20 protein-coding genes are annotated in these 24,004 nt (G+C 54.3%); 11 read left to right on the top strand and 9 right to left on the bottom strand.

Features of this window, described 5'->3' with window-relative positions:
* Window positions 1–12: 12 nt before the first annotated feature.
* The gene (gene prmB / locus D467_RS0106490) at window positions 13–972 is read right to left on the bottom strand and encodes a 50S ribosomal protein L3 N(5)-glutamine methyltransferase (protein ID WP_018916698.1); all 960 of its coding nucleotides are present in this window, start codon (window positions 970–972) and stop codon (window positions 13–15) included.
* Window positions 973–1,165: 193 nt separating this feature from the next.
* Here prmB and D467_RS0106485 point away from each other — a divergent pair, with 193 nt between their 5' ends.
* Window positions 1,166–1,732, top strand: a complete 567-nt coding sequence (locus D467_RS0106485) for a Smr/MutS family protein (protein WP_018916697.1) — start codon at window positions 1,166–1,168, stop codon at window positions 1,730–1,732.
* An 11-nt stretch (window positions 1,733–1,743) separates the two neighbouring features.
* Here the strand turns inward: D467_RS0106485 and D467_RS0106480 are convergent, their stop codons facing one another.
* Together D467_RS0106480 and D467_RS0106475 are read right to left on the bottom strand one after the other, a co-directional pair.
* Entirely contained in the window at window positions 1,744–2,757 is a 1,014-nt protein-coding gene (locus D467_RS0106480; RefSeq protein ID WP_018916696.1) for a patatin-like phospholipase family protein, read from the bottom strand.
* Between the two features lie 155 nt (window positions 2,758–2,912).
* The gene (locus D467_RS0106475) at window positions 2,913–3,815 is read right to left on the bottom strand and encodes an alpha/beta fold hydrolase (RefSeq protein ID WP_018916695.1); all 903 of its coding nucleotides are present in this window, start codon (window positions 3,813–3,815) and stop codon (window positions 2,913–2,915) included.
* A gap of 370 nt (window positions 3,816–4,185) precedes the next feature.
* Between D467_RS0106475 and D467_RS0106465 the strand changes: the two genes are divergently transcribed.
* From D467_RS0106465 to D467_RS0106455, 3 genes are read left to right on the top strand one after another with little or no spacing between them, the layout of a single operon-like run.
* A complete protein-coding gene (locus tag D467_RS0106465) occupies window positions 4,186–4,629 on the top strand; it encodes a LexA family protein (RefSeq protein ID WP_018916693.1) in 444 nt (147 codons plus the stop codon).
* A complete protein-coding gene (locus D467_RS0106460) occupies window positions 4,626–5,927 on the top strand; it encodes a Y-family DNA polymerase (protein ID WP_018916692.1) in 1,302 nt (433 codons plus the stop codon). Before D467_RS0106465 ends, D467_RS0106460 begins: the two co-directional genes overlap by 4 nt.
* A 42-nt stretch (window positions 5,928–5,969) precedes the next feature.
* Entirely contained in the window at window positions 5,970–7,112 is a 1,143-nt protein-coding gene (locus D467_RS0106455) for an LBF_2804 family protein (protein WP_018916691.1), read from the top strand.
* Here the strand turns inward: D467_RS0106455 and D467_RS0106450 are convergent.
* Together D467_RS0106450 and D467_RS0106445 are read right to left on the bottom strand one after the other, a co-directional pair.
* Window positions 7,075–8,538 (bottom strand): sodium-dependent transporter, encoded by a 1,464-nt coding sequence (locus D467_RS0106450; protein ID WP_018916690.1) that lies wholly within the window; start codon window positions 8,536–8,538, stop codon window positions 7,075–7,077. The genes D467_RS0106455 and D467_RS0106450 overlap by 38 nt on opposite strands.
* Before the next feature lie 163 nt (window positions 8,539–8,701).
* On the bottom strand, window positions 8,702–9,928 hold the full coding sequence (locus D467_RS0106445; RefSeq protein WP_018916689.1) for a YbfB/YjiJ family MFS transporter: 1,227 nt from the start codon (window positions 9,926–9,928) through the stop codon (window positions 8,702–8,704).
* A gap of 174 nt (window positions 9,929–10,102) precedes the next feature.
* On the opposite strand from D467_RS0106445, the gene D467_RS0106440 reads away from it, so the two are divergent.
* The 5 genes from D467_RS0106440 to D467_RS0106420 all read left to right on the top strand — a co-directional run bounded on the left by D467_RS0106440 (window position 10,103) and on the right by D467_RS0106420 (window position 18,702).
* Entirely contained in the window at window positions 10,103–11,416 is a 1,314-nt protein-coding gene (locus D467_RS0106440; RefSeq protein WP_018916688.1) for a M20/M25/M40 family metallo-hydrolase, read from the top strand.
* A gap of 460 nt (window positions 11,417–11,876) precedes the next feature.
* Window positions 11,877–13,325, top strand: a complete 1,449-nt coding sequence (locus D467_RS0106435) for an SLC13 family permease (RefSeq protein ID WP_026285639.1) — start codon at window positions 11,877–11,879, stop codon at window positions 13,323–13,325.
* 1,195 nt (window positions 13,326–14,520) lie between these two features.
* A complete protein-coding gene (locus D467_RS0106430; RefSeq protein WP_018916686.1) occupies window positions 14,521–16,197 on the top strand; it encodes an alpha/beta hydrolase in 1,677 nt (558 codons plus the stop codon).
* A 103-nt stretch (window positions 16,198–16,300) separates the two neighbouring features.
* Window positions 16,301–17,080, top strand: a complete 780-nt coding sequence (locus D467_RS0106425) for a CLCA_X family protein (protein WP_018916685.1) — start codon at window positions 16,301–16,303, stop codon at window positions 17,078–17,080.
* Window positions 17,081–17,367: 287 nt separating this feature from the next.
* The gene (locus D467_RS0106420; protein WP_018916684.1) at window positions 17,368–18,702 is read left to right on the top strand and encodes a CitMHS family transporter; all 1,335 of its coding nucleotides are present in this window, start codon (window positions 17,368–17,370) and stop codon (window positions 18,700–18,702) included.
* A 97-nt stretch (window positions 18,703–18,799) separates the two neighbouring features.
* Here the strand turns inward: D467_RS0106420 and D467_RS0106415 are convergent, their stop codons facing one another.
* The 3 genes from D467_RS0106415 to ycaC all read right to left on the bottom strand — a co-directional run bounded on the left by D467_RS0106415 (window position 18,800) and on the right by ycaC (window position 21,183).
* Window positions 18,800–19,750 (bottom strand): pirin family protein, encoded by a 951-nt coding sequence (locus D467_RS0106415; protein WP_018916683.1) that lies wholly within the window; start codon window positions 19,748–19,750, stop codon window positions 18,800–18,802.
* 97 nt (window positions 19,751–19,847) lie between these two features.
* Window positions 19,848–20,465: an antibiotic biosynthesis monooxygenase gene (locus D467_RS0106410; RefSeq protein ID WP_018916682.1), complete on the bottom strand. Its 618-nt coding sequence runs from the start codon at window positions 20,463–20,465 to the stop codon at window positions 19,848–19,850.
* A gap of 94 nt (window positions 20,466–20,559) precedes the next feature.
* Window positions 20,560–21,183: an isochorismate family cysteine hydrolase YcaC gene (ycaC, locus tag D467_RS0106405; protein ID WP_018916681.1), complete on the bottom strand. Its 624-nt coding sequence runs from the start codon at window positions 21,181–21,183 to the stop codon at window positions 20,560–20,562.
* Between the two features lie 146 nt (window positions 21,184–21,329).
* Here ycaC and D467_RS0106400 point away from each other — a divergent pair, with 146 nt between their 5' ends.
* Window positions 21,330–22,235 carry a LysR substrate-binding domain-containing protein gene (locus tag D467_RS0106400; protein ID WP_018916680.1) on the top strand — a complete coding sequence of 302 codons (906 nt, stop codon included), beginning with the start codon at window positions 21,330–21,332 and terminating at the stop codon, window positions 22,233–22,235.
* Window positions 22,236–22,315: 80 nt separating this feature from the next.
* Entirely contained in the window at window positions 22,316–22,471 is a 156-nt protein-coding gene (locus tag D467_RS19675) for a metallothionein (RefSeq protein WP_081621230.1), read from the top strand.
* Between the two features lie 439 nt (window positions 22,472–22,910).
* Here the strand turns inward: D467_RS19675 and D467_RS0106390 are convergent, their stop codons facing one another.
* Window positions 22,911–24,002, bottom strand: coding sequence for an NADH:flavin oxidoreductase/NADH oxidase (locus D467_RS0106390; RefSeq protein WP_018916679.1), 1,092 nt, complete (start codon window positions 24,000–24,002; stop codon window positions 22,911–22,913).
* Window positions 24,003–24,004 lie beyond the last annotated feature (2 nt).

Genomic DNA, 24,004 nt, shown 5'->3' with positions numbered 1-24,004 from the left:
GGCGTTCATTCCTTACACAAAAGACGCCGCATGGGCGTCGAGTTCAGCAGCGCTCAAGGCAAATACGCCCTGGCCGCCACGCTCGAAGTCAAGCCACATGAAAGGTACGTCAGGAAACGCAGCTTCCACATGACGGTCAGAATTGCCCACTTCCACAATCAGCCAGCCGGAGTCGCTTAAATGGCTGCGCGCCTCACGCAGAATACGCCGCACGATATCCAGGCCGTCTTTGCCAGCACCCAGCGCCAGCGCGGGTTCATGACGGAACTCCGCGGGCATGGTAGCCAAATCACGCGCATCCACATAGGGCGGGTTGGAGACGATCAAATCAAAGCGCTGGCCTTCAAGGCCGTCAAATACATCGGATGCGACCGCCCGTACCCGGTCGCCCACATCGTGACGCGTGATGTTTTCCCGGGCGACGGCCAGCGCATCCTGGCTGATATCGGCAAGTGTGACTTCACAGGTAGGCAGATAAAGGCCAGTGGCAATCCCGATACAGCCAGAGCCAGTGCATAAATCCAGCACGCTAGCCGGGGGTTCTTCAGGGAACCAGGCGCTAAAGCCGTCTTCGATCAGCTCGGCAATCGGCGAGCGTGGAATCAACACCCGCTCATCAACATTAAAGGGGTGGCCGGCAAAAAAAGCCTCGCCCAGCAGGTACGGCAACGGCTGACGGCTGGTTACCCGCTCCCGGGCCAGGGCAATAATACGCTGGCGCTCAACGGGCAGCAGCCGTGCTTCCAGAACGCTGGGGTCGACGTTCCAGGGTAGATGCAACGCACCTAAGCAAAGCGCGACCGCTTCATCCCAGGCGGACTCCGTGCCGTGACCATAGTGCAGGCCGGCCAGATAGAACTCGCTGGATACCCAGCGCAGATAGTCGCGTAGCGTAAAAAGATCGCTCATCAACGCCGTATCCGGCAACGAAAGGGTTGAGTGAGAGGTCTCAGCTTTGAGGGGCGTAGTCACAGCGACTCCTGATAAACGAAAATCATCCATGCAGCCATTATGAAGCTACACTCGGTTGATAAAGAAAAGATTGTACCTTTAAAGATTGTACCTTTGACGCCGCCCGGTTCACAGCGGCGCTCAGCTCGCTATACTGTCGCCTCTTTCTATTGTTTCTGACCAGCATTCCCACTTTTCACACGTTGAGCCTGACATGACGCGACGCCACCTGCCCAATGATGACGATATCAGTGCCTTTCGCCAGGCGCTTCAAGCAGCAGGCGTGCGCCGTATTGCGACCAATCAGGCAGACCCCGGTAAGCCCAAGCGTGATAATAACGCCCACCAGGCAAGGCGCAATGCTGCCGTCGAGAGCAACACCCTGCAAACCAGCGGGCGCACCTCGGATGGCCGGGTGGAAGCCGTGCGCCCTTCCGAGTATCTGGAATTCAGCGTGCCCGATTTACCCTGGCGCACCTTTAGCCAGCTTAAGCGCGGCCAAACCGAGTGGCAGGCGGGACTCGATCTGCACGGCTACACCCTGGAAGAAGCCCGAGCGGAGCTTGAAAGCTTTCTGCGCGATGCGGCAAGCCAGGGGTTACGCTGTGTTCTGGTGGTTCACGGCAAGGCGTGGGGCAGCACCTCCGACTTCCCCGTACTTAAAAGCCATACCAATACCTGGCTGCGTGAGTGGCCGGGGGTGCTGGCATTCTGCTCCGCGATTGATATCGATGGCGGCACCGGAGCGGTCTATATATTGCTGCGTAAGCGGGGCTCCTAGGCTCAAGCGACTTACTCCGTAGCATCCGACGCGATACTCGGCATGCGCCGCTCTAACGCTTCGTCGGCCAAGTGCCGTCCCAAACGAATCAACTCCTTGGCGCGATGAAACTCGTGCGTGTTGCACACCGTTTTGGGTATCTCGATCAGTACATCTGGCGGGTAGCCGGCAATCTTGTACTTGGCCAACGCCGCCTGGGTGATATCGAACGACTCCAGAATCATGCCGAGTCGGCTCCACTCGCGCTTGCCACGGGCTTCGGGGGTCTCCTCTTCACTATCGTCGTCCTCCCCGTTACCTCCCAGGCCGTCCCATAAGCGCTTGGTGGCTTCGCGTACATCGCTTATCCACCCCCCCATATTGGCGTCGCGCTCGCGCTCCGAGGCCGTGCGGCTATCATTCTCTTCATGCTCTTTGGGCAGCAGCTCTTCCAACGACACCGGCTGCGGGCTATGAGCCGTCACGTTAACGGCAATCACTAAGTCAGCACTGTGCGCTGAGACGATCGGCATGATTGGCAAGGGGTTGAGCAGCCCGCCATCGACCAGCATCTGATCGCCCATACTGACCGGAGTAATCACGCCGGGAATAGCGATCGATGCCCGGATAGCGCTCAGCAGCGGGCCGTTTTGAAACCACACCTCGCGCTGACGAACCAGATCGGTGGCCACCGTGGTCACAGGAATCGACAGATCTTCGATCAGCACATCGCCTACCAGCTCTTTTAGCTTGTGCATGACCTTAACGGCGCGCATGGCTCCCATGGGGCTCCAGGTCATATCGACAAGCCTGAGCACATCGAGATAATCCAGGTTGCATACCCACTCCCGATACTCGGGCAGCTTTCCCGAGGCGTAGATACCGCCAATCAGTGCACCCATCGAGCACCCGGCGATGGAGATAATCTCAAAACCACGTGCTTCCAGCGCTTCGATCACACCAATATGTGCGTAGCCGCGTGCCCCACCGCTTCCCAATACCAGGGCGACCTTTTTGCCATTGCCCGCGCGCGTCAGTTGGTTCATTGCTTGTCCTTGTATTTCTTATGCCTACTCGCTTTGCTGTATCGATGCGTGTTCTGAATACCGGTAATCAATAACTGGTACTGAATAACTGGTACTGAATAACTGGTACTGAATAACTGGTACTGAATAACTAGCACTGAATAACCTGACTTGCGCTAAGCCGTGGCCGTTTGCCAATGGGCAGCAACTACTTCCGCCACGGCGGCAACGACCTTGGGTTCTAGATGCAGGTGATGCCCTCCCGGTAACACGTGGCGCGTAAGATCCTTAACCGCCTGGCGCGCCTGCTCAGCCCACTCGCGTTCGCCTAAAATACCCCGTTCGCCTTCGATCAAGAGCATCGGCGCCTGGATACAGGTCAACTGAGCCAGCACCTGTTCTGGTGTAAAGCGTACCAGCGAGGGTTTCAGCAATCGGCTATCGGTGCGCATTTGTATATAACCATCGGCGGTAGCTTCAGTATTACGTTCAACCAGAGGCATCGCCGTCACGCTATCCAGTGGGGTGACTCCGCCAGCGACCCGAGCGGCAACTGCGCTTTCGATATCGGCATAACGCGGCGGGCGGGAAAGCGGGCGCCGGTAGGCAATCAAGCCTTTGCGTAGCTGGTTGGCGGTTTCTTCTGCTGGCGTATTCAACGCCCCCAGTCCATCAATCAGTGTCAACTGAGCAACGCGCTCCGGCATGGCGACCGCCACCAGGCAAGCGACGGCCGCTCCCATTGAGTGGGCCAACAGCGACGCCTGCTCGATACCCAGCGTGTCCATCGCATCAAGCACGTCATGGCAGTAATCCCACAGCGCATAGTCACTGCCCGCCGGAGCATGTTTTGAATGCCCATGACCACGGAAGTCGATTGCTACAATGCGGATGTCCAGCACTTCGGCCAATAGCGGTGCCAGGCGGGTAAAGCTTGCCGCGTTATCCAGCCAGCCGTGCAGCGCCAACCATACGGGGGCATCCTGGCGGCCCCAGCTCAGCGCCGCTAGGCGGCCTTGGGCAAGCACTAGCGCTTGCCCAACACGGCGATTCGTCCACGCAGACGTTGTTTCAGACATAAGTCATTTCCTGGCAAAGCGACAGTCTTGCGGATGAGCAAGCGTGGCCTGGCCGTTTTTCGATATAGGAGAAGCGTCGCGCATTTTCAAGCAATGCATAGATGACGGTCTAAGCGACAAACGTTACCATGCCAAGCGCAATTCTTCCGCCGCTTTATACCCTTCTATCGATTAATGGTGACCCTATGAAACCTCGTCGCGATACGCGTTCCCGCAACCTTGTTTTCCTGATTGCGGTGATTAGCGCGGTGGTCGTTGGCCTGTGGCTGGCACGCTAAGTTAGTCTGATCGACGCTCAGCGCTTGCAATTTATGCCTCACGAATAAATACTGTATATAAATACATATTAATTTCAGTGAGGATGCCGACGATGCCGTTTCCGCCATCGCCTGTCGTGCCAACCTTGCCGTTAACCTTTCAGCCGCTGCCTTACTCCTCCCTGCAAGGCCGCGCTGGCTTTAGCGGCTTTCCATCGCCAGCGCAGGATTACGAACCACGTACGCTCGACCTTAATACGCGGTTGATCAAAAATCCTACCCAGACGTTTTACCTTTCGGCGACCGGCGACAGCATGGAAGGCTGGGGGATTTTTGACGGCGACTTACTGGTCGTTGATCGCAGCATCAAGCCCCGCCTGGGGCATATTCTGGTGGCCATGTTCGAAGACGAAGTGCTGATCAAGCGCTATGCGCTTTACCTAGGCACGCCCCATCTCTGCTCTGCACACCCCCACTACCCGCCGCTTCCCCTGGAAGGTACCAATTGTCAGCTATGGGGCGTGGTGCGCGCGGTTATCCATGAGTACCTACGATGATCGGCCTGGTGGATGCCAACAATTTTTACGTCAGCTGTGAGCGTGTGTTTGACCCGGCGCTGGAAGGTAAAGCGGTCGGCGTCATGTCGAACAACGACGGCTGTATCATCGCCCGCTCTGCTGAGATGAAAGCCATGGACATCCCGATGGGTATTCCGTCTTTCAAGCTTGAAAGCTTGCGCAGGCGTGGCGACATCTACCTGAAGTCATCCAATTACGAGCTTTACGGTGATATGTCGGCAAGGCTATGCCAGCTGCTGCGCGATACGTGTCCTGCGGTATCGCCCTACTCCATCGATGAAATGTTCATCTATCTGGAGGAGTTCACCGACAAGCAGTGCCAAATATTGGGCGAATGGCTGCGGCGGCGTATCCGACGTCATTTAGGCTTACCGGTATGCGTCGGGCTTGCGCCGACTCACACGCTGGCCAAGCTGGCAAACCACTTGGCCAAAGAGTCACCCCATTATCAAGGCGTTTGCCTGCTGAGTGCTCAAAGCGCGACCACCATGGCGCTGCTTAAACAAACACCGGTGGGCAGCGTCTGGGGAATCGGCCACAGGCTTGCCGAGCGTCTGGCCATCAACGATATTCATACCGCCTGGGATTTGCGTGAAATGGATATTCAGCAGTTACGTAAACGCTACTCCGTGGTAATCGCCCGCACAGCGCTTGAGCTACGCGGCACGCCCTGCCTACACATGAATGCGCTCGACCAGCCGCGCCACCGCATCATGACTTCGCGCTCGTTCGGCCAGCCAAGCGGGGTCAAAACCGAAGTGCACAATGCCTTACGCCGCCATGCCCAGCGCAGTGCCGAAAAGCTTCGTGAACAGCGCAGTCTGACCCGTGCGGTAATGATATTTTTAAACACCAACCGCCATCGCCGCGACCAGCCGCAGTACTTTCCCCACGCTATGGTGCCGCTGCCCTCACCTAGCGACGACACGCGCACTATTCTTGAAGCCGTCCACCAAGGGCTTGAGCAGATTTACCGGCCAGGCTACAAGTTCATGAAAGCAGGCGTGATTCTGCTTGATTTAGTCGATGCTGAGCAGTACCAGCTCTCGCTGTTGCATCAGCCACCGCGCAACCGTCATCCGTATTTAATGGCCACGCTGGATACTATCAACCAGCGGATGGGACAAGGCACAATCAGCTTTGGCATGACAGATGCAAAGGCCGCCTGGCAGCTGCGCTGCGCGCATCGCTCAAACCGCTATACCACGCGCTGGGACGAGCTGATGCAGGCTGGCACCCACCCCGGTGCTATTCAAGAGTGCGCTGCACGCAAGTAGCCGTTACCCTAGGGAGACTTAAACTAAGGAAATCTTGCTGTTATGCCATTGGAAAGGCCCGATCAAGAATACGCTCCCTCTCCTGACCTGGCGCAACGCCTAGCACACCGCTATATCAGCTACCTGCTGACGCGCAAAGCGCCCCTGTCCGCGCCTAACCCGCATGCTATCAAGCGGATCAAGCGCTGGACGATAGTGTGGGCCGCCGTTGCCGGGATTATTTCCGGCACACTGATTGGGGGCGGTGAGTGGTGGATGAAGCGTATCGCTATTGATGGCTGGTCCGAGATGAGCCTTGGCGAACAGATACCTTATTGGATCGCCTACTACGCCGCCGTAGGTGTCATCACCGCGATTGAGATCGGCTTTTTGTACTGGAATTCACTGCGCGGCGTTACCCATATTACCCGTCTGGCCGGCTTAGCATACTCACAGCAGAATGCGTTTACGCCCTCTCTGCAGCTAACCGTTCACGGTGTTGCACGTGCTGCGCTTGAATACCCCAGTTCAGGCAATACCATTTATGGTATTAATCCTCATGCGTACCTGCATGGCTGGAAGCTGACGATCAAAGCCTTGCTGTACCGCTTAAAAATTAGCCTGAGCAGCTTTATCCTGCGCGTGGTGATGCGGCGTGTCTTGGGCCGCCTGGCATTACGCGGTTTTATTCCCATGTTGATGGGGCCGCTATACGCTATCTGGAATGCCTGGATTGCCTGGCGCGTATTACATCAAGCCCATCTGATGGCCTATGGCCCGCCACGTATCGACGCGCTAATGCATGAGTTGAACACTTTATCGCATGCTCAGCGCCAGCTGATCGTTCAAGGCATTGGCGAGCTGATGATGCGTAACCGCCATCCTCATCCCAATCTGGTGCTGTTACTGTCGCAGCTTTTAGCGTCGCTACCTGATCAGCCGCAAAGTGTGGATATCGATTGGCAACAGGCGTTGGGCGACTATGCGCAGCTGGACGCACCCGAGCGTTCAGTGGTACTTGAAAGCCTGACCCAGGCCGCAATGCTCAGCGGCCCTTACCGCGGGGCGCGGAAGGCGTTTTTACAGGAAGTGTATGCGCGCTGCCAGACGCCGCTGCATGAACAATCAGTTATCGCTCAGCAGCAGCGCTGGCTGTCGGGAGAAGAGGTTAGCGTTTCGTTAACGCCTGCTTCAAACGCGGACTAAAAAGCTCACCCAGCACCATCATGGCCAGCAAGATTAGTAATAGCCAAGGCCAGTGCGCAGAGAAGGTAACGGTATAAAGACCTAATGCATCGGCAAAAATAACTAAAATGCCCAGCGGGCTTACGTAGCGCACCATGGCAAGCCACAGCGTATAAGGCAGCGGTGAAAGCCCCAGCTCTGCACGGAACGTTTCATTCTTGAGCACAAAACCTGCCAGCACCACCGTGCCTAAACCGCCCAGCGGCATCATCCAGCGTGAGGTGATGTAGTCCAGCCAATCAAAGAAGGTTTTACCTGCCAGCGTCCAGTCCGCCCCCAGGTTAAATGACAGCATGGCCGCAGTACTGATCAACCACAGCACAATCCCCGTGCTCCACGCGGCACTGCGACGTGAGAACCCTTTGTTATCGCACAGCCAGGAAACGGTTGCTTCGACCATCGAGATGGAAGACGTCAGCGCCGCCATCGACAGCATGGCGAAAAACAAAATCCCAAACAGCGTGCCTAGCGGCATCGCTTGGAAAGCCAGCGGCAGGCTCATAAAGATCAGCCCCGGGCCTTCGCCTGGGTCCATACCGTTGGCAAAAATCACCGGGAAGATTGCAAGCCCGGCCATCAGGGCAACCGCCGTATCTGCAATCGCCACGCTGATAGTGGTACGCCCAATGGAAGCGCTCTTGGGCAGGTAGCTTCCGTAGGTAAGAATAGCGCCAGAGGCAAGCGAAAGGGTAAAGAACGCATGGCCAAGGGCGGCCAACATGCCCTCGCTTGAAAGGCTGCCCGCTTTAAAGGAGAACAAAAAGCTGACGGCATCGCCAAAGCCACCGGAAAATATGCCAAACACAATCAGCAACAGCAGCATAATGACCAGGCCCGGCATCATCCAGCCGACGTTTTTTTCGATACCTTCCTGAACGCCTTTGCCTACGATCACCATGGTGATCAACGTTACCAGAGTGCTCCAGAAGCCCAGGTTGAGCGGATTGGCGTTGTTAGCCCCAAAAACGGCGGCCATATCGTCAACGCTGGTACCCGCCAGGCCGCCGGTCAGCATCTTCCACAGGTAGGAAAACGACCAGCCCGCTACCACTACGTAAAACGATAGAATCAAAAAGCCGCACAGCATGGCCATCCAGCCAAGCAACGACCACGCCGATGAACGCCCGGACTCATTCACCACCCGGCGAATCGCATCAATGGGGCTACCACGTCCGCGCCGCCCAAAGGCAATCTCACTCATCATCACCGGCACACCCACGGCAAAAATGCACGCCAGATACACCAGTACAAACGCGCCGCCACCATACTCGCCGGTGATATACGGAAATTTCCAGATATTGCCTAGCCCAACGGCGGAACCCGTTGCCGCTAGCATAAATCCCCAACGGCCTAGCCACTGGATGCGTGGTTGCTCGGAAGACGCCATGACTATCCTTCTGGTATGAAAAAAGCGCTTATCCTAGAGGATTTCGACTAAAAAGCACAAAACTCTTGTTAACAGTTTTTATAAACAGTTCTTATAAACGGTTCTTATAAACAGTTTTAAAACTTTCGCCCAGCCTCCATGTCAGCGACCCTACCTATCTCCACTAGCTCCTCACTGAGAGTGCCTTTGCCTCGGCATCCAGGCGCTGCGCGGTTTGATCCACACGCCGCAGCCATATCAATAGCAGCCCCCCTAAAGCCACGAAGCCCCCGGCCAGCCAAAGGCCCACAGTATAGTGGCCCGAAGCTTCGGCCAGTACGCCGGTTAAGGCAGGCGCAAAAATCTGCGCGACGCCATACGCCAACGTCATCTGCCCCATCAAGCGTGCCGGGCTTGCCGGGTAAAGCCTGCCCGCCATGGTCAGCACCAAACTCACACAGCCTAAAAACGTGCCGCCATAAAGCACTGCGCTAAGCAGCACAATCGCTAGGCTTGAAGACATGGCGGGCAATACGATCCCCACCGCCTGTATCGACATGGCCACAATCAGCGCGCCTAAATAACCAATCCGCCGGGCCACCAGATCCCACAGCATCACGGCGGGCGCGGCCGCCAAGCCGACCACCGCAAAGGTCCAGTTACCGGCCCCTGAAAGCAGCGGTTCGCGCTCAACAATGGTGACGATAAACGTGGCGTTAATCACATAGCCGTACCCGGCACAGAAATAGGCAGGCAGCATTAAACGCATAAAAGTGCGCGATGGCGGCATCGCAGTTGGCAGCTCACTAGAGCGAGCGCCGGGAACCGGTTTGACCGGTCGTGGCAACCAGCGCCAGGCGGGTATCAGCAGCACGGCGCCCAACAAGCCAAAAATCCACCACTGGGCCTGCCAGTCAAACGAGAGCGCAAGCATCAGCTCTACCGCCACGGCGGCCAGCACAATGCCTAACCCTAGCCCGGCAAAATGTATGCCCAGTTCGCCCCGCTGCTGGTGATGCATCAGCCAGTGAAGGATTAACCCAGACGCCAAAAGCATGGCGGCGCTGCTGGAAAGGCCTGCGAAAAAGCGCAGCCCCGCCCATAGCCAGAAGTGATCCGTCAGCGCCATGCCCACGGTCGTCAGCACCGCGAGCACCAGGCCAATACGATACAGGGTGTCTTTGATATAGATACTGCGGATAGAGGCCGCCAGCACCGCGCCCAGCATATAGCCCGCATAGTTAAGCGCCGCCAACCAACCGCCATCGGCATCGCCCATCCAGGTGTGCTGCTGCATGACCGGCAGTAACGGCGTATAGGCAAAGCGGGCGATCCCTACGCACAAAAGCTGACTGAAAACGCCCGCCAGCAATACCTTATAGCGCTGAACGCGTAGCGATGCCGTGCCCATGCTCTCTCCTGTTACTGTTGTTTATTACGTGTTGTTTATCACGGTGCTGGTCGTTGTTTCTAAATGATTAGCCTGCATATTACGTGTACATAGCCAAGTCCACACCGTCTAATAGTGGAACAACCTTATTAATCTGGCAGACTAGACACACAGATGACCACTTGGAGAGTTTAGATGAGTGATACTGCAAAACCCTGGACGCAGTCCATGCCGGAAGCACAGTTCAAGCTGATGCGCGACATTCTGGCCGCCCCTAGCCCGGTTGGCCTGGAAGGGGCAATGACCTACGGCGTCTTAAAGCCTTACTTCGAAACGTTTGCCCCTGACAGCTGGCACCTTCACCAGTTCAAGGGCAACGCAGGCGTGGTGTTGGATACCCACCCTGACCGCGATGATATGTTCAAGGTTATGATTATCGGCCATGCGGACAAGATTCGGATGCAGGTACGCTCAATTGGCGAAGACGGCAAAATCTGGATCAACACCGATTCGTTTTTGCCTTCTGTACTGATCGGTCATGAAGTGAAACTGTTCAGTGAAGACCCTGAAAAACCCGGCAGCTACCGTTCGATTGAAGGTGGTACCGTTGAAGCGCTAGGCGCCATTCACTTTTCCGACCCAGCGGCGCGCACTGGCGACAAGGGCATCAAGAAAGAGCAGATCTATCTGGACCTGCAGATTCACGGCGAGAACAAAAAGCAGCAAGTGCTTAATCTAGGCGTGCGCCCGGGTGACTCGATTATTTTTGACCGCCCTATTCGCCCCGGCTTCAGCCCCGATACCTTCTACGGCGCCTACCTGGATAACGGCTTGGGCTGCTTTGTGACCGCTGAAGTCGCGCGGTTGATCGCCGAAGCAGGCGGCACTGATAACGTGCGCGTCATGTTTGCCATTGCAAGCTACGAAGAGATTGGCCGTTTTGGTAGCCGAGTCATGGCCGGTGAGCTAAAACCCGACGCGTTGATTGGTGTAGACGTAAACCACGACTACGTAGCCGCTCCGGGTATCGGCGATAAGCGTATGCAGCCGCTGGAAATGGGCAAAGGCTTTACGATGTCGGTCGGCTCCATTGCCAGCGAGCAGTTGAATCGCATCATCGCCAGCGCCGCTAAAGAGCAGGATATTCCCATTCAGCGCGATATGGTGGGTGTGGATACGGGTACTGACGGTATGGCGGGCGTATTGGCCTCTATTGATAGCGCCGCCACCTCTATCGGCTTCCCGATTCGTAACATGCACACCATCTCGGAAACCGGCAATACCAAGGATGTTCTGGCAGCGATCCATGCGCTTACCCATACCCTGCTGGCGCTGGATAAACTGCCTAACCTTGAGCGTGAATTTTTGGATAATCACCCGCGCCTGGATCAGGCAAGCCCGCTTAGCCATCAGGGTCATGCAAAACCTGAGAGCGCAGAGCTTGAGAACATAAAATCTGAGAACGCAAAGTCAGAGACGGTAACGTCTGAAAGCAGTGACAAAAAATAAGCGTTTTATGTTGAATAACAATGCTCTGATGTCAGTACACCTGACATAAAAAAAAGCCCCGGCCAATGATCGGCCGGGGCTTTATCAGGTCCTCCGTAATATTTCCTCACAAACATCCTGTTCGTGCATCCCTGGGCAACTCAAGCACTCCTTGCTTGTTCTTCCTGGCCACCTTCCTTGTGGTACTGCCTACCTTGAACCTTAAATGTGTCAGATACATTAATTCAGGATAATAAATTTAAAAAAAATCCACCAGACACGCTGTAATTTGCGCCAGATAAGTTCGCTTTATTATTCTCACGCCTGCTAAAAACAGAGGGCGGTTAACGCGCCCACCCTAATACCAAAGTCTATCCCTTTCGACCAACGGAGTATAAACGAAAGTGGTAGCATGCTTTCTCCTTATGGTTAGCAGATTGCTAATAAATTCATGCTGTAGCGTCAGGAGAGGCGTATGGGAATGTCATTATCGAATTGGCGCCACTGGGTGCCATTACTAGCAGGGCCACTCCTTTTTATATTGATCCAGCTAATACTGCCCGACACGTTGATTGATCCTGCGCCGCGGACGGTTCTCGCCTTAACGGTTTGGATGGGCACTTGGTGGGTAACCGAGCCCGTACCTATTCCCATTACGTCTTTCCTGCCTATGTTAGTGCTGCCCTTAAGCGGCGTGATGGTGCTGGATGAAGCCGTGGTGGGCTACGCCAACCCGGTTATCTATATGTACATGGGCGGGTTTATTCTGGCGATTGCCATTGAGCGCTGGAACCTGCACCGGCGTATTGCGCTGGCCATTGTTAATCGCATTGGCAATAGCCTGCGCAGCATCGTGCTGGGGGTTTTGATTGCCTCGGCGTTTCTATCCATGTGGATCTCAAATGCCGCCACGGCACTTATGATGTTGCCCATTGCCGTCGCGCTTACCAGTGAGCTGGACGAACGCGACCAGTTTGATCGCAATCAGCGCGATAGCTTTGCGCGTATTTTGCTCCTAACCGTTGCTTACTCGGCCTCTATAGGCGGGTTGGCAACGATTATCGGCTCGGTACCCAACGCTATTGTAGTCGCGATGATTCCCCAGTTTTTTGAAGGCGTGGAAATCAGCTTCCTGCAGTGGATGATTTTTGCGCTGCCGTTAACCCTGATTCTGCTGGCGGTACTGTATGTTTACCTCACCCGAATCTATGCCAAGGTACCCAATACACCGCTTGAAATTGATTTTGTCGCTCAGGAGCTAGCGTCTTTAGGCCCCATGAGCCAGGAAGAAAAGCGTGTTTTAGGTGTGTTTGTGGTGACCGCGCTGGCCTGGGCATTACGCGGCTGGCTGGCACCGTTTTTCGATCTTCCTATTAACGATACGCTGATCGCGGTAACCGCCGCCATTGCGCTGTTCGTGATTCCCGCTCACAACGAGAAACGGGCCCTGCTGGTGTGGGACGATATGAAAAGCTTGCCGTGGGGGCTGTTCATTCTCTGGGGTGGCGGCATGACGCTGGCCGCGGCATTTGTCGCAAGCGACTTAACCGGCTGGATCAGCAATCAACTCCAACTGCTAGATGGCGTGAACTACTTCTGGCTACTGTTGATTATGGTGCTGTTAATGCTGTTCTTGACCGAGATTATCTCGAATACAGCGACGGCCAATATGGCGCTACCTATCACTGCAGGCATGGCTGCGGCGATCACTACCGGCAACCCATTAGGCTTAATGGTGGCAGTTGCGCTGGCGACGACGTGTGCATTTATGCTGCCTATTTCGACGCCACCCAACGCGGCCGTCTTTTCAACAGGGCGTATTACTATTAAACAAATGGCCAAAGCAGGCTTTGCCATGAATATCGTAAGCGCGATTGCCATTACGCTATTTGTTTATTTTATTATGCCGTTACTCTTACCTACACCTTAAATAAATATATAAGATTCCGTAAATTTTAAACGTAAAAAAACCCCCGGCCATTACTGGCCGGGGGTGATTTAGTTCGTCCTTAATCTTGCTTCATGAACATCCTGTTCATGCTTCCTTGTATACCGCAAATATCCTTATTTGCTCTTCCTTCCTGCGCTGTCCTTGCGCCATGTCGTTACAATGGACCTTAAAGCGTCTGAATGATCTAACCCAGGTTATGAAAAGTTAAAAATAATAATTTTTTACAAAAATATAGTTCATATTCTAACTAGTTTATTTTTCTAATTAAAATCAATGTCTAAATCAATATTGGAAAAATTATTTAAATAATAAAAGATATCTTCATCTTATATCTTTTTGGCCTTATAGCCCGTAAAAATAACCGATTAATGCTTTTTTCTAGGTAAAACTAATATAAAACGTACCATATAGTTATATATTAAAAACTAATCGATAGAAGTCAATAGGTATTGAATTTAATCATAAAAATAGGTCAATCAATTAATTAGCTCCAAACCACCGTTTGAAAGCTAGCTATAATGAGAACCCATAGTATAGTTAGGTGTCGGTATGCTAATTTTTGTGAATACTTTTCTCACTGGCAGGTTTACCCACCTCCCCTTACTCAAAAGCATCCCAGAAATTTTCAAGCGAAAAATGCTTTTGGCCGCACGTCAATATTATACCTTTGTATAATGCGACACTTTAAAGCTGAACAAAAAATAAGCAGAAAACCCATTTATCAGGGCTTTTATCTGCAAAAATACGCTTCATTATCGCTTTAACTCAGTATCGCAACGCTTTCGTACAATAACGTTACAATTTTTACTTGTACATTGCTTAACTATTCTCTATTGTTTGTATTGTTCGCGGCAAGGAAACCGCACACAAGGGAATGATGGCTCAGGATGAGCAACGCAACATCATGGAAGAGCAAGGTAACAAAAAAGCGTCCTCAGTTGAGGGCGCTTTTTTTGTACATAGGATTTATGCCCGAGCATGCCCTAGGCAGAGGCATTCGACATGCTCCTACCTAGGCGCCCACGTATCAGCATAAGAATGTTCTCTTCACCCGAAGTGGGGCCCGCAAAAAGCCATGCAGCGTTTTACTGTGCGGCCGATTCTAATACTCTATGACGCACACGGCGTTTGAATACCATCGTTAATACGCCTGACATTGGCCAATGGGTAAACAATGGAACTAAGCAGTCAGCGGCAATGGATTATCTCGCACCTTGCGCGTTTTTCAGGCATAGGCTTAGTAATAGGCACGCTTTTCTTTGCGTTTTCGCTAACGCCAAGCCTTGTACCCCGCCCATTCATCGCACAGGGCATCGTGTCGGGGCTTAGTTTTACCGCAGGCTACGCCCTAGGGGTAATGGGGCATGGGCTTTGGCGCTATCTGCATTTACCGGAGCCCAATGCGCGGGTGGAAACGTATTTCCATTGGTTAGCCGCCGCCGCATCCCTGAGCATCGCTGGCATTTTTTTATGGCGAACCGCCGAATGGCAAAACAGTATTCGCCAGCTCATGGCGATGGAGCCAGCTAGCGGTACCCACCCTTTTTCCATCGCTTTAATTACCCTGGGAGTGTTTGCGTTTTTAATGCTTATGGCGCTGCTTTTTAAGCGTACCTTCCGGCTGCTTTCTCGCAAGCTGGCTTATATCCTGCCCCGACGAGTGGCCTATGTGCTGGGCACGGTAGCGGCTATTGCGTTGTTTTGGCTCGTTATCGAAGGCATTCTCTTCTCGTATGCGCTAAAGGTGGCCGACCGCTCTTATCAGCAGGTAGATGAGCTGATGCAAAGCGACCTCTCCCCTCCTGAAGACCCCATGAAACCCGGCAGTGCTGAATCATTAATTAGCTGGGAAGCGTTAGGTAGCCGTGGCCGCCGCTTTGTTACCGAAGGGCCTGACGGCGCGCAAATCGGTGACTTTCTTGGCGAAGAGGCTGTTGACCCTATCCGCGTTTATGTGGGCCTTAACGCTGCTGAAACACCCACCGAGCGAGCAGAACTAGCTCTGGCAGAATTGATTCGGGTAGGCGGTTTTGAGCGCTCTGTATTAGTACTAGCCACCCCCACAGGGCGCGGCTGGATAGATCCAGGCTCCCAGAATACGGTGGAGTATCTACACCGCGGCGACATCGCCACGATTACGGCTCAATACTCCTATCTGCCAAGCCACCTATCGCTTATTGCTGAAGCCGAGTACGGCGTCGAAAATGCCCGTGCGTTATTTACAGCGGTATATAACTACTGGTCTAGCCTCCCCAGCAGCGAGCGCCCTCGGCTATACCTGTTTGGCCTCAGTTTAGGCGCGCTCAACTCGGATCTTTCGTTTGATCTCTACGATATTATCGATGACCCTTTCAACGGCGCCTTATGGATCGGCCCACCGTTTAGAAGCGACACCTGGAAGAGCGTTACAGCAGGCCGTGATCCCGGCTCACCAGCTTGGCTGCCCACGTTTCGCAATGGTTCAGTAGTTCGCTTTATGAACCAGACACAAGGGCTTCAGGAAGCACCGGGGGAATGGGGAGATTTTCGTATTGCGTATCTACAATATGCCAGCGACCCCATCACGTTTTTTGAACCGGCTGCATTCTGGCGTGAACCGGCCTGGATGCGTGAACCGCGTGGACCCGATGTTTCTTCTGAACTGCGCTGGTACCCAGTGGTGACAATGCTGCAGTTACTGGCAGACCTGGCGACCGGAAGCGCGCCCCCAGGCTTTGGTCATGAGATTGCAGCGGAGCATTATATTGATGCCTGGGCGGCGCTTTCTGAGCCGCCCGGTTGGGATGAAGATTCATTGATGCGTTTACGCAACTACTTTATTCAAGCGCGGGAAGCCCAGGCCAAGCTCTAAACGTACCACCAATATGTTGATACTTGGCGACAGCTTATTGGCAAGATATACAGATTGCCCTGACAGACGCGTTTAACCCGTCGTTAAAATAAGTGAGTGTACCGTGAGCATTGATGCACGAACGTTTTATCGTAACGGGCCGTCTCATCGTCAGCATGAGCCCAGCAACTTTGCGCTTATTCGGCGCCAGTTTGATTTTCGCTCCATCGAAATTGGCCGCTGGGTAACGCCTACCGAGCGCGACCGTGCAGCAACGCTATTTCATGACGCGCTATGCGATTTGATGTTGATTCTGCAAGGGCCTGAGACGCTGGTGTCGTTACGCGGCTCGCTCGCGCTGCAATATGGCAGCGGCGGTCGGCCAGGGGTCGCGGCTCACTATGACCCTGGCCAGCGCAGCTTTGCGCTAGCGAAAAATGCAGGCCCAGGGAGCATCGCGCACGAGTGGTTCCACGCCTTTGATCACTACATTGCGCAAAAGTGTTTCAAGGAACTATCTCGCGGTATGTTTGCCTCGACCGCCTGGCTGGCTGACGCGCCGCCCATCCCCCACCCGCTTAACCAACGCCTGATGGAGTGCTTTACGGCCATTCTGCTGCAGCCCGGCGGCAAACAGCCCAGCGAGCTTTTCCAACACTCGGCTGCCATGGATCGCAAGCTGGGGCAAGTGTATTACAGCAAACCAGAAGAGCTATGCGCCCGGGCGTTTGAAGCCTTTGTGCAGGATGCACCAATAAAGAACCACTTTCTGGTCAAGGGCACCAAAGCCACGCCCGAGGCCGAGCTTGGCCTTTATCCACAGGGACACGCTCGCCAGACAATCAATTCAGCATTTAGCGCCTACTTCCATCAGCTAGGAGCAGCCTTGAAGCATACCCTATAGGCGCCGCACTGCTGCAGCCCATGCCTAAAATGCCATTTTCCAGTGCTCAGATGTATCCATCAGAGCAATGCTTCAAAGCCCTGCCCTCTGGGCCAATCATACCCCGCCTTGAACCGCCTCCTCCGCGTTGATATTTAATCTTTTTTAAAACGTCTAAGCATAAAGTCTAGGTTGTGCCTCCCAAATGGAGTCACCATAATCCGCGCGACTTTAGTTTATTATCCATTAGTTTAATTTAGGAACTAACGAAATAGCCTAGATTGAAAAGCACGCTCAAGGAGCTGAATATGTCGCTAAGCTTAGCGGGCCTAATTGCTATTGCTGCTATCGTAGCCATGCTTTTAAGCGGACGTGTATCCCCCCTGGTGGCATTTGTACTGGTTCCTATTGTGGCTGCCCTGGTCACCGGTTTTGGTATTGAAGACATCGCAACGTTTTATGAGCAAGGGTTTGCTCGGGTTATTCCTGTCGCCGTCATGTTTGTGTTTGCCATTCTGTTCTTCGGCATTCTTCAAGATGCAGGGCTTTTTGAGCCAATCATCCTTAAAGTACTTTCGGTATCCAAAGGCAATGTGGTCAGCATTACGGTAGCAACCGCTCTGGTAGCATGCATTGCTCACCTGGATGGCTCCGGCGCGACTACCTTTCTGTTAACCATTCCAGCGCTATATCCCACCTATCAGCGCCTGCGCATGAGCCCTTATCTGCTGTTGTTACTGGTAGGTTTGGGCGCCAGCATCATGAATATGCTTCCCTGGGCTGGCCCACTCGCCCGGATTGGTTCGGTACTCGGCATGAGTCCCGGTGAGCTATGGCAACCGCTTATTCCGCTGCAAATATTTGCCCTGATTCTGCTGTTGTCACTGGCGGTGGTATTGGGCATGCGGGAAAATCGGCGCATCAAGCGCCTGCCCCCGCTCAACTCGCACGCATCACAGGGTGAGGCAGCCAGTGGCGCCGCTATTCAGGAAACACCCGAGGCGCAGCCTGTCGTCAATAAGGTGCCTGCCTGGCGGATGACGTTTAACGCGCTGTTATTGATCGCCGTTGTGGCGGCACTGACGACCGACGTTTTACCGCCCGCACTGGTATTCATGATCGGTGTGGCCTTGGCGCTGCCGGTAAATATTACCCATATGGATGGCCAGATGCAGAGCATCAAACGCCATGCGCCCAATGCCCTGATCATGGCGACGATTATTATTGCTGCCGGTACCTTCCTGGGCATTCTTAACGGCTCCAATATGCTGAGCGAGCTGTCGGCGGATATCGTGGCGATTCTACCGGCCGCCGTAGTGCCCTATATGCATATATTGATCGGCATTTTCGGCGTTCCGTTTGATCTTATCCTCAGCACTGATGCTTACTTTTTCGCCTTTTTACCCATCGTGGTGGAAGTGGTCGGCAATGCCGGCGTCCCGACGGTTTCAACCGCGTATGCAATGGTAATCGGTAATATTATCGGCACCTTTGTCAGCCCTCTCGCCCCGGCCGTATGGTTGGCACTACAGCTTGCCGGGCTGGAAATGGGTAAACACATCCGCTACTCCTTCGGCATCATGTGGGGGTTCAGCCTGGTGCTGCTGCTGTTTGGTTACCTGTTCGGCATCATCACGCTTTAAAGCCTGACGAAGTAGCTTTGTAACGTGCCATGCAAAAGCCCGCTGAAATTTAGCGGGCTTTTTTTTGGGCTTGGTTTATCGTAAACGTATCAGGCGATTAATTGCCCGGCTGGCCTGGAAAAGGAATAAATTCCGCATTGTCATCAGGCGGAAGCTGGAAGCGGCCGTGTTCGAAGTCGCCTTCAATCCAGGCTGCCTTGGCAGCTTCAAGCTTCTCTTTGGAAGAGGCGACAAAGTTCCAGGACACATAGCGCGGGCCGTTGAGCGTTTCGCCACCCAGCAGTACCAACCGCGCGCCGCGCTCGCCGGCCGTGACGGTAATCGGGTCGCCTGGGCGGAACACCATCATCCGGCCTTCCTCGAACACTTCACCTGCGATGATCACGCTGCCCGAGGTAATGTAAATCCCGCGGTCTTCATGGTCATCAGGAAGCGGTAATTTAGCGCCCGGCATCAGGGTGGCATCGGCGTAAAACATTTCCGAGAAAGTCTGTACGGGGGCTTTTTCGCCCCAGGCCGTGCCCAGAATCAAACGCACCTCTTTACCTTCGCCTTGCAATAGCGGCAGGGCTTCCTGGCCTTGATGCTCAAAGGTGGCAGGCTTGTCTTCATGCTCTTCAGGTAGCGCCACCCAGGTTTGAATACCAAACAGTGAGTGCGGTGACTGCTGACGCGTGACGGGGCTCGTGCGCTCTGAATGGGTAACGCCATTGCCAGCCACCATCCAGTTGACCTCTCCTGGGTAGATCATTTGGTTGGTGCCCAGGCTATCGCGGTGCTGAAATTCACCCTTATAAAGATACGTAACGGTGGCAAGTCCGATATGCGGATGAGGGCGAACATCGATCCCGCCTTCGGTTAAGAACTCAGCTGGGCCCATCTGATCGAAGAAAATAAACGGCCCTACCATCTGCCGCTTGGGCGCAGGCAGCGCACGGCGCACTTCGAAGCCGCCCAGATCACGCGCGCGAGGGATAATCAGCGTCTCGATATCTTTCAGGCTACCCGCTGATGGGCATTGGGGTTCAATCGTCGGCATCCAACTCATGTGCTGCACTCCTCAATAATAGCGTGGGCAAGGCGGCCCGGCTTTTTAGTTATTGCTTGTTACTTAAGTGGCTTGTTACTTGTTTCTTACGCCAGGCTCAGCGAAACATCCACGGCGCTACCAGTCGCACAACGCGTGGCATGACGACATACACCACCAGCCCTACAATCGTGGCGGCCACAAATCCGTGCCGGATTCCCCACGTACTCAATAGTGGAAACGCTTCAAAGATAGGCGCCCATAAAAAAGGCACTAACATGGTCAGCGGCCAGATCACCCCGGTCGTTACCACCCATTGCTTCCAGCGCACCGGCTGCTTGCTTGGGGCCGCCCCTGCGGTATGAAACCAGTAATCGATCCCGCTACTGATCTCGATTTCCTCTTCCTGACGAAACGCCGGCAGGATATCGCGCACCAATGCCTGACGCTCTTCCGATTCAAGCCAGCGTGCAGCCTCTTCGGAAGACGCAAAGCGCAAGGCAATCTCGAAATCGTGCTGGCCTTCGGTCGGCCTTAAAATATGCACCCCTTGGTGGCCCGGGTACTGGCTCGCCGCCTGGATGATTCTACGTAGCCAGGCTTCATATTCGCTTCGCGCACTGGGCTTGACGCGATGACAGATTTTCAGCGTAACGCTGTTCGTGGCTTGGGCTGGGCTGGAACCCGTACTTGAACCCGTACTTGAAACAGTTGTTGAAACAGGCTCTTGTGACATTAGAAGCTCCCGTTATCGATGAAGATAAACGCACCGTGCTGCCCCAACGGAAAACAAGCCACCGGAAACACGCGCCGCCAGTGGCTCTCCGTGATTACTTGCTCGTCAGCGTGCTGTAGCTATTCATGAGGTTGCGGTAATCAGGAATATGGTGGGCGAACAAAGTACCCAAGCCTTCAACATCGTTGCGCCAGTCGCGGTGAAGTTCACATGCAGCGCCAAACCAGTTCATCATTTGCGCACCGGCGTTGGACATACGATCCCAGGCGGCATCACGCGTCATGGCATTGAAGGTGCCGGATGCATCGGTAATCACAAACACGTCAAACTCTTCTTCCAGGGCGGAAAGGGCCGGGAAGGCAACACATACTTCCGTCACGACACCGGCAATAATCAGCTGCTTTTTACCGGTCGCTTTTACGGCTTTAACGAAATCTTCATTATCCCAGGCGTTAATTTGGCCAGGGCGAGCGATATAAGGTGCATCTGGGAAGAGTTCTTTTAACTCAGGCATCAACGGGCCGTTAGGGCCATTTTCAAAGCTGGTGGTGAGGATAGTTGGCAGGTTGAAGTATTTAGCCATATCGGCCAGGGCCAGCACGTTATTTTTAAAGCGGTCAGGTTCAATATCACGAACCAGTGAAAGCAGGCCTGCTTGATGATCAACTAACAGTACGGCGGCGTTATCTTTATCGAGACGAACGTAAGGTTTTGACATGATCCACTCCTGATACTCAGTTAATGGAGCCATCAGCATTGGCAGCTCCGGTTGGCCTTGCGACTTACGAAACTGAGTGTAAGCGGTCGCCAGCCAGATGATTAGATGGGAAAATCACGACACACCGTTTCATTTTGAGAACGATAATGACAATACCCAATCTCAATGACCTTTATTACTTTGTACAAGTGGTGGACCACGAAGGCTTTGCACCGGCGGGTCGCGCCCTGGGTATTGCCAAGTCAAACCTTAGCCGGCACGTTGGGGAGCTCGAAAAACAGCTAGGCGTGTTATTACTGCACCGCTCGACGCGACATTTACGCATGACCGATATCGGGCAGCGCTATTACCTGCACTGTAAAGCCATGTTGAAAGAGGTCGAGGCCGCCCAGCAGGTGATTGAAGAGAGCCAGACAGGCCCCTGCGGCACTATTCGGCTAAGCTGCCCCACTGGCCTACTCCACTTTCATGTCAGTGCCATGCTCGCGGAGTTCATGGTGCTCTACCCCCAGGTACATATTCATCTGGAAGCGGCCAATCGACATGTAGACCCGCTGACGGACGGGATCGATATTGCCATCCGCGCCCGCCCTCTGCCGTTTGAAGATAGCGATCTGTTTCACAAGGTATTATCTGACAGCAGCCAGTGCCTGGTGGCCAGTCCCAAACTGCTTAGCCAGTTCGGCGTACCCCAAATGCCTGGCGATCTTACCCGCTTCCCGAGCATCAGCCGGGCAAGGCCCATTGAGCAGCACACCTGGCGATTGCAGCGCGATAAGCAAATCGAGGTGGTCGAGCATTCGCCGCGTTTAATCACCACCGATATGACCGCCCTTTACCATGCCACCCTGGCAGGCGTGGGCATTGTTCAGCTACCCAAGCTGGTACTCCCCGGCGCCATTGAATCCGGCCAGCTAGTGCTCGTATTGCCGGAATGGGAACTCCGCCAGGAAGTGATTCATGCGGTTTATCTGGCCCGCCGGGAGCTACTTCCCTCCGTTCGCGTACTGCTGGACTTCATGGCCGAGCGTTACGCCGAGCTGAAGCTATAGCTATATATAAGCCGACAACGCAATTACATAACACTGGGGGTCGGGTCTATGCTGATGAGTACCAACATAGGAGGTGCAATATGTCTCAGCAACAGTGTGCATGCCCCAAATGCGATTGCTCGGTGGATAGTCAGGCTATCGAGAAAAACGGCCAGAAATTCTGCTCCGAGTCTTGTGCTATTGGCCATACGGATGGCTCGACAGGCTGCGGCCATAACTGCAGCTGCGGTAAGTAAGCGCTTCGCAACGCGATTTAGTCGTTAAGCTATCGCGCCCGGCAGCCTTTGCCGGGCGCTTTCTTTTTAGGATATTGCTCCCTTGCATTTCGCAACGTCTGAGCGATAACGCCATGCCACCGTGCTAAAACGGGGCCAATGCGCTAAGCTGATAGATCATCCAAGCCACTTACAAGGAATGTAAAATGCCTTCTACTACCGTTATTGTCGTTGTTGTTGTCGTTATTGCCGTACTGGGTATTGGTTTCAGCGGCGGCCTGCCGTTCTAATCAATCGACAACAATCAGGTTTATAAGGCGGATGAGAGACCCCAACTTCCACCGCCTATAAAAGAAAAGCCCGCTGAAAAAAATCAGCGGGCTTTTTGCTTTTCTTCGTAGAAGCGGTGCTTCGATGAGTACTAAATCGCTGGGTTCCGAAGAAGCAGCGACTCAACGCATCACTTGTAGCGTTCTAGCCAATGAGCATAGGGCGCAGGCAAGGTCCAGGAAGCACGTTCTACCCCCAGCTCCTGGGCAGCGAGGTAGGGCCAGTTAGGATTAACCAGATGCGACCGGCCAATCATCGCCAAGTCCAACTGGCCACTCTTGATGGCTTCTTCAGCAACACTCGGCGTACCGAAGCCCCATGCGGAGGCCACGGGGATTCCCGCCTCGCGCCCTACCCGCTGGGCAACATCGCCCATAAAGCCCGCGCCCCAAGGGATGTTGGCATCAGGAATGGTGAAGCCAATACTCACGCTAAGCAGATCCAGCCCACCATCTTTGAAGCGACGCGTCAGCTCGATAGCCTCGGCCAGGGTCTGCTCGTCGCGCCCGTCGTATTCGATAACCCCCAGACGCGCGGTTAGCGGCAGGTGCTCCGGCCATACTTCGCGAACCGCCGCCAGTGTTTCCAGCAAAAAGCGACTACGGTTGTCGAAGCTGCCGCCGTAGGCGTCATCACGCTGGTTGGAGTGATCAGATAAGAACGTCTGGGCCAGATAGCCATGGGCGAAATGCAGCTCCAGCCACTCGAAGCCGGCATCGCGCGCACGACGAGCGGCCGCCACGAAGTCCTCGCGCACCCGGGCAATGTCTTCAAGCGTCATGGCCTTCGGCTGTTTATCGAGGTGGGCGCCAAAGGCAACCGCTGACGGGGCGATGGTCTGCCAGCTACGCGGATCATCTTCGCTAATATGATCATCGCCTTCCCACGGGCGGTTCGCACTGGCTTTGCGCCCGGCGTGGGCAATCTGAATACCCGGCACGGAACCGGCCGCTTTGATCGACTCCACCACCGGCACGAAAGCCTGGGCAAGATCGTCATTCCAGATACCGGCGCAGCCGGGAGTGATACGGCCTTCCGGCGACACGGCGGTTGCCTCGACCACCACCAGCCCCGCTCCACCGCGTGCCAGGGAAGCATAATGCACGCGGTGCCAAGCGCTAATCAGGCCATCTTCCGCTGAGTACATGCACATGGGAGGAATCGCGATACGGTTACGCAGGGTGACGTCTTTAAGTGTGAAGGGTTGGAACAGCGCAGACATTA

This window comes from Vreelandella zhanjiangensis DSM 21076 (genome assembly GCF_000377665.1).
Taxonomy (GTDB): domain Bacteria; phylum Pseudomonadota; class Gammaproteobacteria; order Pseudomonadales; family Halomonadaceae; genus Vreelandella; species Vreelandella zhanjiangensis.
The sequence above is the reverse complement of the archived record's forward strand: the minus strand, read 5'-3'. Positions and strand labels throughout refer to the sequence as shown.